10 protein-coding genes are annotated in these 12,897 nt (G+C 64.8%); 4 read left to right on the top strand and 6 right to left on the bottom strand.

Annotated features, from left to right (window positions below; all coding sequences use genetic code 11):
- Positions 1–92: 92 nt before the first annotated feature.
- Together ppc and ybaK are read left to right on the top strand one after the other, a co-directional pair.
- Positions 93–2,723, top strand: coding sequence for a phosphoenolpyruvate carboxylase (gene ppc / locus ABHF91_RS01760; protein WP_409421788.1), 2,631 nt, complete (start codon positions 93–95; stop codon positions 2,721–2,723).
- A gap of 85 nt (positions 2,724–2,808) precedes the next feature.
- Positions 2,809–3,270, top strand: a complete 462-nt coding sequence (gene ybaK, locus ABHF91_RS01755; RefSeq protein WP_409421787.1) for a Cys-tRNA(Pro) deacylase — start codon at positions 2,809–2,811, stop codon at positions 3,268–3,270.
- A gap of 3 nt (positions 3,271–3,273) precedes the next feature.
- Here ybaK and ABHF91_RS01750 read toward each other — a convergent pair whose 3' ends face one another.
- Positions 3,274–4,293 (bottom strand): helix-turn-helix domain-containing protein, encoded by a 1,020-nt coding sequence (locus ABHF91_RS01750; RefSeq protein WP_409421786.1) that lies wholly within the window; start codon positions 4,291–4,293, stop codon positions 3,274–3,276.
- A gap of 268 nt (positions 4,294–4,561) precedes the next feature.
- Between ABHF91_RS01750 and ABHF91_RS01745 the strand changes: the two genes are divergently transcribed.
- Positions 4,562–6,613 (top strand): glycoside hydrolase family 3 N-terminal domain-containing protein, encoded by a 2,052-nt coding sequence (locus ABHF91_RS01745; RefSeq protein WP_409421785.1) that lies wholly within the window; start codon positions 4,562–4,564, stop codon positions 6,611–6,613.
- Positions 6,614–6,713: 100 nt separating this feature from the next.
- On the opposite strand, the gene ABHF91_RS01740 is transcribed toward ABHF91_RS01745, so the two are convergent.
- Both ABHF91_RS01740 and ABHF91_RS01735 read right to left on the bottom strand, forming a co-directional pair.
- Positions 6,714–7,763, bottom strand: a complete 1,050-nt coding sequence (locus tag ABHF91_RS01740) for a Gfo/Idh/MocA family oxidoreductase (protein WP_409421784.1) — start codon at positions 7,761–7,763, stop codon at positions 6,714–6,716.
- A gap of 178 nt (positions 7,764–7,941) precedes the next feature.
- Entirely contained in the window at positions 7,942–9,600 is a 1,659-nt protein-coding gene (locus ABHF91_RS01735) for an amidase (RefSeq protein WP_409421783.1), read from the bottom strand.
- A gap of 438 nt (positions 9,601–10,038) precedes the next feature.
- Between ABHF91_RS01735 and ABHF91_RS01730 the strand changes: the two genes are divergently transcribed.
- On the top strand, positions 10,039–10,413 hold the full coding sequence (locus tag ABHF91_RS01730; protein WP_409421782.1) for a YkgJ family cysteine cluster protein: 375 nt from the start codon (positions 10,039–10,041) through the stop codon (positions 10,411–10,413).
- On the opposite strand, the gene ABHF91_RS01725 is transcribed toward ABHF91_RS01730, so the two are convergent.
- Genes ABHF91_RS01725 through ABHF91_RS01715 form a run of 3 tightly spaced genes read right to left on the bottom strand, consistent with a single transcriptional unit; the run spans position 10,379 to position 12,884 of the window.
- Positions 10,379–10,786, bottom strand: coding sequence for a carboxymuconolactone decarboxylase family protein (locus tag ABHF91_RS01725; RefSeq protein WP_409421781.1), 408 nt, complete (start codon positions 10,784–10,786; stop codon positions 10,379–10,381). The genes ABHF91_RS01730 and ABHF91_RS01725 overlap by 35 nt on opposite strands.
- A gap of 50 nt (positions 10,787–10,836) precedes the next feature.
- The gene (locus ABHF91_RS01720) at positions 10,837–11,205 is read right to left on the bottom strand and encodes a MerR family transcriptional regulator (RefSeq protein WP_409421780.1); all 369 of its coding nucleotides are present in this window, start codon (positions 11,203–11,205) and stop codon (positions 10,837–10,839) included.
- Complete coding sequence (locus ABHF91_RS01715; RefSeq protein WP_409421779.1) at positions 11,202–12,884, bottom strand: diguanylate cyclase domain-containing protein; 1,683 nt, start codon at positions 12,882–12,884, stop codon at positions 11,202–11,204. Before ABHF91_RS01715 ends, ABHF91_RS01720 begins: the two co-directional genes overlap by 4 nt.
- Between the last annotated feature and the right edge of the window lie 13 nt (positions 12,885–12,897).

Raw genomic sequence — 12,897 nt, 5'->3', positions numbered from 1 at the left:
ATTTGACCTAGCTCACCCATTACGGATAGATTGTTACGTCTGCTCGTGAGGGGCTTCTGTAGTAATCCTCACAAATTTAGGGAAGGACGACTATGAACGACAAGTACGCGGCGCTGCGCGGAAACGTGGGCCTGCTTGGCCAGCTATTAGGGAAGACCATCAAAGAACATATGGGGGAGGAGTTTCTCGACAAGATCGAGACCATTCGTCGCCTGTCCAAATCCGCTCGCAAGGGAAATGCAGAAGATCGTCAACGCCTTCTCGATACCCTGCATAACCTGAGTGACGACGAGTTGCTGCCCGTGGCCCGGGCCTTCAGCCAGTTTCTCAACCTGGCCAACGTGGCCGAGCAATTCCACACCATCTCCCGCCAGGGCGAGGACTACCTGAGCGCCGACTCTCTGGACAAGCTGTTCGTCAAGCTCAAGGCCGCCAACCTGAGCAAGGAACAGATACTGCAGGCAGTCACCGATCTCGACATCGAGTTGGTGCTCACCGCGCACCCCACGGAAGTCACCCGTCGCACCCTGATCCACAAGCACGTGCAACTGAACGAATGCCTGGAATACCTGGAGCTGCAGGACCTGGGCAACCGGGAGCGTCAGTTCTTCCTGCACCGCATCGAGCAGCTGATCAATCAGGCCTGGCACACCAACGAAATCCGTCAACAGCGGCCCACCCCGGTGGACGAAGCCAAGTGGGGCTTCGCCATGATCGAGAACAACCTGTGGCCCGCCATCCCCGAATTCATGCGTCAGCTGGATGACCGCCTGTTTGAAGAGTTCGGCCTGCGCCTGCCGCTGGACGCCGCACCGGTGCGTTTCGCCTCCTGGATGGGTGGCGACCGCGACGGCAACCCCTTCGTCACCGCCAACGTGACCCGGGAAGTGCTGACCCTGTCCCGCTGGGTGGCCATCAGCCTGTTCCTCAACGACATCCAGGAGCTGGTCTCCGAGCTGTCCATGATCGACTGCAGCGCCGAGCTGCGCGCCCAGGTCGGTGAAGGCTCCGAGCCCTACCGGGTGCTGCTGCGTTCCCTGCGGGACGATCTGAAGGAAACCTTGCAGCACCTGACCAGCAAGGTGCAGGGCCAGCGCTCCGAGTGCCGGGACCTCATCACCCGAACCAAGCAGGTGCGCGAGCCCCTGGAGCTGTGCTACCGCTCCTTGCAGGAGTGCGGCATGAGCATCATCGCCGACGGCCTGCTGCTGGACGTGCTGCGTCGTCTGGCCTGCTTCGGCATCAACCTGAGCAAGCTGGACATCCGGCAGGATGGCGAACGCCACGGCCTGGTGCTGTCCGAACTGACCCGCTACCTGGGTCTGGGGGATTACAACCAGTGGGGTGAAGAGGACAAGCAGGCCTTCTTGCTGAACGAACTCAACTCCCGCCGTCCTCTGCTGCCCCGCGACTGGCAGCCCAGCGAGGAATCCCAAGAGGTGCTGGACACCTGCCGGGTGATCGCCGAGGTGGATCCGGATGCCTTCGGCATCTACATCATCTCCATGGCCCGTCAGCCCTCCGATGTGCTGGCGGTGCAGCTGCTGCTGAAAGAGTGTGGCGTCAGCTTCCGCATGCCGGTGGCCCCGCTGTTCGAAACCCAGAACGATCTGCAAAACGCCGCCGCCGTGATGAACCGCCTGCTGTCCGTGGACTGGTATCGCGGTTACATCCAGGGTCAGCAGTACGTGATGATCGGCTATTCCGACTCCGCCAAGGACGCCGGCATGATCGCCGCCAACTGGGCCCAGTACCGCGCCATGGAAGCCCTGGTGGACATCGCCGAACGCGAAGGGCTCAAGCTGAACCTGTTCCACGGCCGCGGTGGTACCGTGGGTCGCGGCGGTGGTCCGGCTCACCAGGCCATACTGTCCCAACCGCCGGGATCCCTGAAGGGCGGCTTCCGGGTCACCGAACAGGGCGAGATGATCCGCTTCAAGTTCGGTCTGGCCAGGGTGGCCATCACCAGCCTCAAGCTCTACACCAGCGCCGTGCTGGAGGCCAACCTGCTGCCGCCGGCCAAGCCCAAGCAGGCCTGGTGCGATCTGATGGAGCAGCTGGCCCAGGTCTCCTGCGATCACTACCGCAGCGTCATCCGGGACGAACCGGACTTCGTGCCCTACTTTCGTGCCTCCACTCCCGAGATGGAGCTGGGCAAGCTGCCGCTGGGTTCCCGGCCGTCCAAGCGCAAGCCCAACGGCGGCGTCGAATCCCTGCGGGCCATTCCCTGGATCTTCGCCTGGACTCAGAACCGCCTTATGCTGCCCGCCTGGCTGGGCACCCATGCGGCCCTGGAGCAGGCCATCGCCGACGGTCACGAAGAACTGCTGCGGGAAATGAGCCGGGAGTGGTTCTTCTTCCGCACCCGTCTGGAGATGCTGGAGATGGTATTCCTCAAGGCCGACCTGGGCCTGTCCGAATACTATGACCATCGTCTGGCCCCGGAAGCCCTGTGGCCCCTGGGACAACGCCTGCGGGAAGAGCTCAAGGCCTCCATCGCCGCCGTACTCAAGCTGCGGCCCCAGGGTGGTCTGCTGGATGACCAGCCCTGGATCAAGGAATCCATCAAGCTGCGCAACCCCTATACGGATCCGTTGAACATGCTGCAGGTGGAACTGCTCAAGCGCTCCCGCACCGATCCGAACTCCGTCCATCCGGAGATCGATCAGGCCCTGATGGTGACCATCGCCGGGATTGCCGCCGGCATGCGCAATACGGGCTAGTCCTGTCACAGCAAGGCCGGGGGAAACCCCGGCCTTTTTCTTTGCCTGCGTTACCTCTGCCCACATCACAATGGAGAATAGGCGTATGACCCCTGCTATCCGTTATCTGCAAATGAGCCAGATCCCTTTCGACAGCCACAGCTATGACTGCGACGTGCATGAGGACTTCGGTCGTCACGCCGCCGACCAGCTGGGCCTGCCCGCCGAGGTGGTCTACAAGACCCTGCTGATCCACCAGGAGAAACAGGTGGTGGTGGCCATCATACCGGTGGACTGTCACCTCAACCTGAAGGACGCCGCCAAGGCGGCCGGGCTGAAGAAGGTGGAGATGCTGAAACCCGCCGAGGCCGAGCGCCTCACCGGCTACAAGGTGGGGGGCATCAGTCCCTTCGCCCAGAAGAAGAAGCTGCCCACCCTGCTGGACCGCCGGGCCCTGGCCCAGGAGAAGATCTTGGTGAGCGGCGGCAAGCGTGGCCTGTCGGTGGGCCTGACCCCGGCGGATCTGGTGCGCAGCCTCAGTGCCACAGTGGCGGCCATCGCCGAATAAACCCTAGCCCTGGAAGCGCCGCCGATAGTGGGACGGCAGACAGCCCACCTGCTCGCGGAAGAAGCGGGTGAAGCTGCTCTGATTGGCAAAGCCCAGGGCCTGACTGATGGCCAGCAGGGAATCGTGGGGCGTGCGCAGCCGGCGCAAGGCCTCTTCCCGCCGCACCTCGTTATGGATCTGGGAAAAGCTCACCCCCTCCTCCTGCAGCTTGCGCATCAGGGTCCAGCGACTCAGGTTCAGCGCCTCGCTCAGGGCACTCTGCCCCAGATCGCCCTCCAGCCCGTCCCCGGCATTGAGCAACAGACGCTGCTGGATCAAGCCGCGCAACCGCTCGCTCATGCGCGCCACCGGCCGCAGCGCCTGCAGTGCCTGCTCCGCCGCCTGCCACTGAAAAGGGGAGAGCGCCGGGTTATAGCCCGCATAGGGCCTGTCCAGGGCGGTGCTCGCCAAGCGGTAACCGTTGTCGGCTCCCAGCAGAATGGGACAGTCCAGACTCTGGCGCGCCAGCCGCAGCTCGGGCAATGAGAGCCGCTCCAGCGTGACGGACTGATCAACCGACACCCCGGGCAGGTAGTGCCGCACCAGACCGCCCACCAGCAGAAAGTTGAACAGGCTGCTGATGCTGCCAATCTCCGCACTGCCGGACTCCGAATGGTAGGTCAGGCGCACCCCCTCGCCCTCCTCGTGCAGCACCAGATCATCACACTCCCCCACCAGGGGGCGAAAACGCACCAAGAGGCGCAACCCCTCCCGCAGGCTGGGGGCATTGCCGCACACGGCAGCCAACAGGTGATGCCCACCGAACAATAAGGCCATGGTGGGCGCCGGCAGCCGCAGTGCCGGCCGCTGCGCCTGATGACAACGCAGCAGGCGAAAATGCCGCCGCGCATCGATCCGCCCCTCGGGGGCCAGGATCTCATGGCGATGCAAACCAGTGGCCTCGAACAGGGCGCCATTGCTGAACCCATTCAGGCTACCGCGCGCCAGTATGTCGCGGGCCACCGCACTGGAGACTGTCTTCATCCCTGCGCACCTCTTCTTTTCAATCCCTCGCTAATACAGGCGCCAATCATTGGGATTAATCGTGCCAACCGATGCGAGCGGCCTCACGCTTTACCTGCCGACCAGGTAACTGGATGTATTTTTGCAAGCGGTTTCACATCCTTACCTTCTTGCACCAAATAGTGAAAAAGTCGCCCCAGAACGACAAAACCCGTCCTGGGCTCGGCCCCTATAGTGCCGCTACCGGCTCGCCGGCGATGACCAAACAGGCATTATTGATGGAGCAAGCATGAACAAGACCAGCCAGGCCTTTGGCCTTACCGCCCTGGCAGCAGCGCTGCTGAGCGGCTGTGGATCGGACTCCACAGACAACACCCGCTATACCCAACCCACCCTGGGCTACCGCAGCGCCAGTCTGCTGACCGAGGGCAGTTATCAATTCAAGGATCTGAACGGGGACGGCGAACTCAACCCCTATGAAGACTGGCGCCAGGACAGCGACACCCGCGCCGAAGACTTGCTGGGCCGCCTCTCCCTGGCCCAGAAGGCTGGCCTGATGATGCACGGCACCCTGAGCCTGGACTCCGACGGCCGGGTGGACTTCGACAGCATGGAAGACGTGCTGACCGCCAACTACGTCAACACCTTCATCACCCGCATGGCCGGGGATCCCGCCACCATAGCCGCCGACAACAACAGTCTGCAGGAAGAAGCCGAAGCCATCGGCCTGGGTATCCCCGTCACCATCAGTACGGATCCCCGCAACCACTTCACCAACGACCCCAACGCCACCAGCGTCAGTGCCGGGGACTTCTCCCAATGGCCCGAAGATCTGGGCTTCGCCGCCCTTCGTGATTATGACCTGGTGGAAACCTTCGGCGACATCGCCCGCCAGGAATACCGGGCGGTGGGCATCCAGATGGCCCTGTCACCCCAGGCGGATCTGGCCACCGAGCCCCGCTGGGGCCGCATCAGCGGCACCTTCGGTGAAGACAACGTGGTGGCCAAGAAGATGGTGGCTGCCTACATCAGCGGCTTCCAGCACGGCACCGAGGGGCTGCAGGACGACAGCGTCATTACCGTGGTCAAGCACTTCGCCGGCGGCGGCCCCCAGCTCAACGGTCTGGACGCCCACAACTACTACGGCAAGCAGCAGATCTATCCGGGCAACAACTTCGCCTATCACCTGGTGCCCTTCGAGGGGGCTTTCGAGTCCAACGTCGCCAGCGTCATGCCCTACTACGGTCAGCCCATCGGCCTGACCTATAACGATGAAGAGATCGAAGAGGTGGGCTTCGGCTTCAACAAGCAGATCCTCACCGACCTGCTGCGGGATCACTTCGGCTTCACCGGCGTGGTGCTGAGCGACTGGGGGATCGTCAACGACTGTGTCGACCGCTGCCAATACGGCATGAGCGATGACGAGGTGGCCTCCGGTATGAGCGGCTTCAGCTATGACTTCGGCATGTCCTGGGGGGTTGAATCCCTCAGCGTCGCCGAACGCTATGCCAAGGCCATCAACGCCGGGGTGGATCAGTTCGGCGGGGTGGACGATCCAAGCTACCTGATCAGCGCGGTGGAAAGCGGCATGGTCACCGAGGATCGCATCGACGAGTCCGTGCTGCGCATCCTCAAGCAGAAGTTCGACCTGGGGCTGTTCGAAAACCCCTATGTGGACGAAGAGGCCGCGGTGGAATTGGTGGGTAACGATGACTTCCAGGCCCAGGGCCAGGCCGCCCAGAGCCGTTCCCACGTCCTGCTGAAGAACGCCAACGACCTGTTGCCACTCTCCAGCGATACCATCGCCAGCACCTATCCCAAGGTCTATCTGTACAACGTGAACGCCGACGTGGCCGCCACCTACGGCTTCACCGTGGTGAGCACCCCCAGCGAAGCGGATCTGGCGATCCTGCGCATCGATACCCCCTATGAGACGGACGCCCACTACAGCTTCGGTACCGTGCACTACGGCCAGCTGGGCTTCGCCTCGGACGATGCCGTGGTGCTGGACACCGACCACACCGGCGGCAGCTATACCGGCAGCGACGATTACGCCGAGCTGCAGACCGTCAAGGCGGCCGGCATCCCCATCATCGCCTCCCTCTATCTGGACAGACCCGCCATCCTGACCGACGTGGTGGATGACGTGGACGTGTTGCTGGCCAACTTCGGCGCCCTGGATACGGCCCTGTTCGACGTGCTCACCGGTGCCGTGCCGCCGGAAGGCAAGCTGCCCTTCGAGCTGCCCTCCAGCTGGGATGCGGTGCTGGCCCAGGACGAAGACGTGCCCCACGACTCCGCCAATCCGCTGTACGAATACGGCTATGGTCTGAGCTACTGAGCCAAGGCAGTCCGACGACGACAAAAAAGCCACCTGCGCTGCGGGTGGCTTTTCTTATTTCCTCGCCAAAGAGCCGTTGCCCGCTGGCACCGGCAGCCGTCTAGGTGGGCTCCCCCCGCCAGTCCTGCTGCAACTGCAGCAACAGCCGCACCTCTTCCAGCCGCCGGGCCGTCATGGCCTGCCGCTGCGCCGCATCCAGGCCGCCGGACACCCCCAACACCTCAGCCAGGGCGTGCCCATAGATAGCCCCCGGGCGCCGCAGGCTGACCCGCTGCGCCCCCTGCTGCCAGACGATGCGATCCTCATCGCCCTGGCGATCCAGCGACAGCTGCCAGCCTTGCTCACCGTACAGGGTCAGTCCCTTGCGGCCGCCCGCCACCCCGGCGTACTTATCCAGCCGGATGGACACAGGCACCCCGCCCAGCCGTCCCTGCAGGCTGGCGCGGCCTTCGGCGGTCTGGTGATCCCCCGGGGCTATGGGCACATCCCGCCTGTCGTTCATGGTCGCCAGCGTCAGCTGCAGATCCAGCGCCTGGCCGAGCAGCGCCATACATTCGCGCAGCAAGGCCAGCACATGGGTGCCGGTGTCCAGCACCACCCCATCGGGATGGCGCAGCTGCCGCCTATCCGGCGCACCGGTGGCAAAGTTCAGCGCGCAGGGCACCCCCAACTCGTCCAGGCCGCTGGGCTCCTCAAGATAGCCCTCGATCCGCGCCAAGGGCCCGTGCGCCGCCTGCCGGCACTCGGGCGGCAAGCTGTCCAGCAGGTCGCGGATCCCCTCGACCCGCACCGCCCAGTGATCCAGCGCCAGCACGCGGCCCCGGTCATGCCCGTCAGCCAGGGTCGACTGCAGCGCATCGATCTCCGCCAGGGTGGCCACCAGGGGTTTTTCCACCAGGATGCAGGGCACCGGCGAGGCCAGCGCCTGACGCAGGACGGTCCAGTGGCTGGCCGGCGGCGTGGTGATAAACAGCGCCGCCAGGGGCTTGGCCAGCAAGGCGTCCTGGGTGGGCAGGCGTTCGATGCCCGCCAGCTGGCGCGCCGGATCCGCGTCGAAGCCCCACAGCGGGACACCGGCCGGCAAGAGTCGTCGCAGTGCGGGCAGGTAGGCCGTTTCCACCACGCCCCCCAGGCCGATAAATCCCAACATACCAGGCTCCTTGTCTCGTTGATCCGTCCGCGACGGACACGTCGGCGCAGTATGCCCCAACCCTGGCGTCATCCGCGCGATCCAGGACAAAAAACCAGGCGGCCAACCCTGCCGCAGTGGTGCCAGACAATAAAAAAGCCCCTGCACGGCAGGGGCTTGATGGGATTTGCCGGCGGAATCAGAGCGCCGGGGTGAAGGTGGGGGCCTGACGGGGCTGGGCCACCTGCTCATAGCCATAGGCCAGGTTCAGCAGGGTCTGCTCGTCAAACTCCCTGCCCAACAGCTCGATACCCACCGGCAGGGCCGGGTCGGTATCGGCCATGCCCGCCGGCAGGGTCAGGGCCGGGAAGCCGGAGAAGGGGCTCAGGCGGTTGTTGCTGCCGGAGGTAGGGGTGGAACCCAGCTCAGGTGCCAGACCCAGGATGCTGGGATAGACCAGGGCATCGAAGGGCTCGCCCTGGGAGACCCCCGCCTCGCTCAGGTTCTCCAGCGCCTGCATCAGGGCCCCGCGCACGACGATGGGGCGCTCTATCAGGTTCAACTGATAGTCGGTGTTGGCACTCTGATCGCCACAATAGGAGCCGTAGAAGGTGAAGGTGGACTGGTTACGGGTCTCGTACTCCAGGCTGTCAGCCACCTCCTGGAAGCTGGTGTAGTGACCATCCAGCTCGTTGGACCAGGAGCTGAGGTAGCTGGTGAGGTCGTTACAGAACTCGTAACGGGAAACGCTCTTGTAGGTGGACAGTATGGTGTCCAGGTTGGGAATGGTCACCTCCTCCACCACGGCACCCGCCGCAGTCATCTTCGCCAGTGCCGCCTCCAGCACCGCCTGCACCGCCTGGTTCTCTTCCGACTCGCCATCGCCGAACAGGGCCCGCACCACGCCGATGTGTGCCCCCTTGAGGGCGGTGGCACTCAGGCCGCTGGCGTAGCTGGCCGGCACACCGGTCACCTGCTGGTACTCGTAGGCGGACGCCACCAGGGAAGCATCGTACTCATAGCTGTTGCGCTGGCCGCTGTCGCTGGCGCTGTCATAGCCCACCAGGGCATCCATCACCAGGGCACAATCCTCCACGGTGCGGCACATGGGGCCGGCGGTGTCCTGGGTATGGGCCAGGGGCACCACGCCATCCTGACTCACCAGCCGCAGGCTGGGGCGCAGCCCCACCAGGCCTTCCACGGAAGACGGCACCCGGATGGAGCCACCCGTATCCGTGCCTAGCCCCACCATGGCGAAGCTGGCGGCGATGGCGGCGCCGGTCCCGGCGGAGGAACCGCCCGGGCCCTTGGTCTGGTCGTAGGCATTCTTCACCTGACCGCCCACCGAGCTGCTGCCCTGGTAGCCGAAGGCGAACTCATCCAGGTTGGCCTTGCCCAGTATGATGGCGCCCTGCTCGCGCAGCCGCTGGACTATGTAGGCATCGTCCTCCGGCTGGCTGTACTGCAGGGCCAGGCCGCCAGCGGTGGTGGGCATGTCGGCGGTGTCGATGTTGTCCTTGAGCAGCACGGTCACGCATTGCAGCGGCTGCATGCTCTCACCAGAAGCCAGGGCATCGTCCTGCTCCCTGGCATAGGTCAGGGCATCGTCGCTGACGGCGATGACGCTGTTCAGGGTCGGGCCGGTTCTGTCATAGGCCGCGATGCGATCGAGATACTGCTGCACCACGGCCTCGCAGCTGGTGGTGCCGGCCGTCAGGGCGGCGTGCAGTTGGGCTATGGTGCCTTCCACAGGGGCGAATTCGGCGACGGTCTCGGTATCCTTGCTGTCACCACAACCGGTCAGCAGCGTGGCAACCACCAGGCTGGACAGCAGGGTCTTGGTCGGAAGAATGATCATGTTGCTCCTTGCAATCGAATGGCTTCACTCATGTTCACGTTCGCCAACGGTCGGCCAACGTACCGGGGAGGGGCCATCGCAACCCACGTGCCAGTTAATGACCGTTGGTCTGCAACCGGTTTTTGCAAAGCCAAATTGAACAGAACTGACAGTCGGCTTGGTGCGCGTTGCACAAGCCGGAGAAAGGAGGACGCCACGTCGGCGTGCAGGCGGTAGAATGAAAAACCACACAAATATAGAGTGATTGCTCTATCATGATGCCGGTGTGCCGCCAGGGGGCACCAGGACGCACCAGGCCCCGTCGCTCAGCCCGCCACCAAGCAAATCCGTCCATCGTCAGAAGATGCAAGCTCTATTGCGCTTTTAAGCCCGCCGAGTAGATTGCAGACAGCTTTCCTGCTGGCCCGTCCTGGGCCACCGGCCGTATCGGAGTCTCACGTGAGTAGTGACAATGTCTGCATGAGCTGTGGCGCCTGCTGCGGCTTCTTTCGCGTGTCGTTTTATTGGGGGGAGGTAGAGGGGGAGTACCAGGTGCCAAAGGAGCTGGTGGAGCCCCTGCCGCCCTTTCGTGGCTGCATGCAGGGCACCAACCAGACCCAGCCCCGCTGCGTGGCCCTGACGGGCACCATAGGCGAGGCGGTGAGCTGCAGTATCTACCTCAACCGCCCTTCGCCCTGTCGGGAATTCGATGCCGGCGACGCCGAGGGGGCCTGCAACCGGGCCCGGGCGGCCTACGGACTGCCACCCCTGCCCTGGCTGGCCCAGGCCATTCCCGTGGTCAATCAGCCGGCGTCGCCGGCAGTGGCAGGCTGATCCCCCGGGCCTGGAACACCCCCTGGGCGGTGAGCACGGCGTTGATCACCACGGGGAAGCCGGCGTAGGCCACCATCTGCAACATCACCTCGATGACCTGCTGCGGCGTGCAGCCGACATTCAAGGCGCCATGCACATGCACCGCCAGCTGGGGCTGGGCATGGCCCATCACCGTCAGGGCGGCCACCGTCGCCAGCTCCCGGCTGGCCAGATCCAGCCCGGGCCGGCTGTAGAGGTCACCGAAGGCGAACTCCACTATGTAGCGACCCAGATCCGGGGCCACCGGCGCCAGGGCCGCCATCACCTGCTCGCCGGCCGCGCCATCTATCTCGGCCAGCTTGGCCCAACCGGCCGTAAAACGTGCGTTGTTCATTGCTCAGACTCCCTTGGATGACATGACAGCCTGAGGGTAAAACTTCGAGTTCACTCGAGATCAAGGTCTTTTTCTTGCTGGCGGTACCAGGCGATCTTCTGTTCCAGGGCCGCCAGGTGCGCCTGCTGCACCGCCAGGGCCTCGGTCAGCTGCAGGGCATGGCCCTCCAGCAGCTGGCGCCGCGCCGTCAGGCTGGTGTCGCCGGCCCGCCGCAACTGGGCATAGTGTTGGATCTGGGCCAGTGGCATGCCGGTGGCCTTGAGTCGCTGGATGAAGCCCACCCACGCCAGCTCCTGCTCGCCGTAGCGTCTGTGGCCGGCCGCTGTGCGGCTGACGGGAGCCAGCAGGCCGATCTGCTCGTAGTAGCGCAGGGTATGCACGCTGAGCCCGGTGCGCCGGGCGAATTCCTGGATCCTCATGTGGGCTCCGATAACAGGTCGCCGACCGAGGGGCGGAACTGTCGCTTGTGGGCATACATGGCCTGATCCGCCCGCCGGAGCAGGCCCGCCAGGCTGCCCTCCCCGGCCTGCCACTGGCCCAGCCCCACGCTGAGGCTCACCGCCAGGCTCTCCCCCTGGAAATAGAGCGGCTGGCAGGCGAAGCAGCGCAGCAACCGCTGCTGCAGGACGCGGGCCTGGGCCGCCGCCGTGTCGGGCAACAGCACCAAAAACTCGTCCCCCCCAAGGCGGAAGGCCCGATCGTTGGCCCGCAGCCGGGTATGGATGAGGCGCGCCACGTGGCGCAGCATGGCATCCCCACAGGCGTGGCCATGGCGGTCGTTGAGTTGCTTGAAGCCGTTGAGATCCAGCGCCATGGCCGCCAGGGGCGCCCCGCGGTTGGCCCGGGCCAACAGGTCGCCGGCCTGCCGCTCGAAGGCCCGCCGGTTGAACAGGCCGGTGAGGCTGTCGGTGGTGGCCTCCAACTGGGCCCGCAGTTGTTCCTCCCGGGTCTGCTTGAGCCGGTCGGCCAGCGCCAAGGACATGAGCACCCCATCCAGCACCAGCCCCAGATCCAGCGCCTTGTAACCCAGGTAGCTGTAGGGCAGCACCCCCATGACGGTGAGGGCCGTCACCAGGGTGCCCAGCAGGCCGCTGGCCGCCCCCAGCAAGAAGAAGCGCGCGGAACCGTTGCCCCGCCACCAGGCAAAACAGCCCAGCAGGCAGCAGTAGCTGCTGGTCAGGCTGGAGAACAGGATGGCCAGATGCACATGGACGGCATAGCCCAGCAGCGGCGTCAGCAGGGCCAGCGCCAGCAGGCCCCAGATGCACAACCGGGTCAGGCGCGCCAGCCGGCGGTGGCGCTGCGCCAGCCCCAGAAACGAGCGGGTAAACACCAGGCCGGAGATCAGGAAGGCGAAGATGGCGCCGGACTGCATCCAGTCCTGCCAATCCGGATGCTGGGCAAACAGCAGGGGGAAGGTGTAGTTGTTGTAGGCGGCATTCATCAGCAAGAAGCAGCTCAGGTAGCCCACGTAGGCCAGCTGGTAGCGCCCGCCGGCAAAGGGAAACAGCAGCAGGTTGAACAGCAGCAGGCAGAGGATGGCGCCATAGATGAGGCCGGTGTGCAGGCTGCGCGCCCGCTGATCCAACAGGAAATCCCGCTCCGGCATCAGGTTCAGCGAGACGATGAAGGGATCCGGGGTAGCGACCCGCAGGTAGAGCAGGCTGGCGCCGGGTGCCAGCGCCAACGTTTGATTGGGCGGGGTCAGGGGCAGGCTGCGGTGGTCAAAGGGGAGGCCGTTGCCGATGGCAAAGCGGGTGAGTTGGCCATCAGGGTCCAGCAGGTAGCCGTCGATACTATGCAGCCAGGGCGCCTCCAGCCAGAGCACCCGGTTCAATACCCGGTCAGAGGGATTACTCAGCGGCAGGCGAAACCAGTAGCTGGAACGGGTGAAGGGGCGGCTGAACACGGGCCAGCCCACCGGGGTGAAGTCGCTGGCCGGCAGGGCCCGCACCGTCGCGAAGCTCAGCTGGCCGCCGGGGTCCTCCAGATAGGCCGCCGCCTCTCCCAGGCTGAACTGTGCCGGGCGCACGTCGAGGGCGGCCCGGGCACTTCCGCCCAGACACAGCAGCATCAAACATAACAGGCGCAGGATCATAGCTCCTCCATTC

The sequence above is a fragment of the Pseudaeromonas aegiceratis genome, from assembly GCF_046254905.1.
GTDB classification, from domain to species: Bacteria; Pseudomonadota; Gammaproteobacteria; order Enterobacterales; family Aeromonadaceae; genus Pseudaeromonas; species Pseudaeromonas aegiceratis.
The sequence above is the reverse complement of the archived record's forward strand: the minus strand, read 5'-3'. Positions and strand labels throughout refer to the sequence as shown.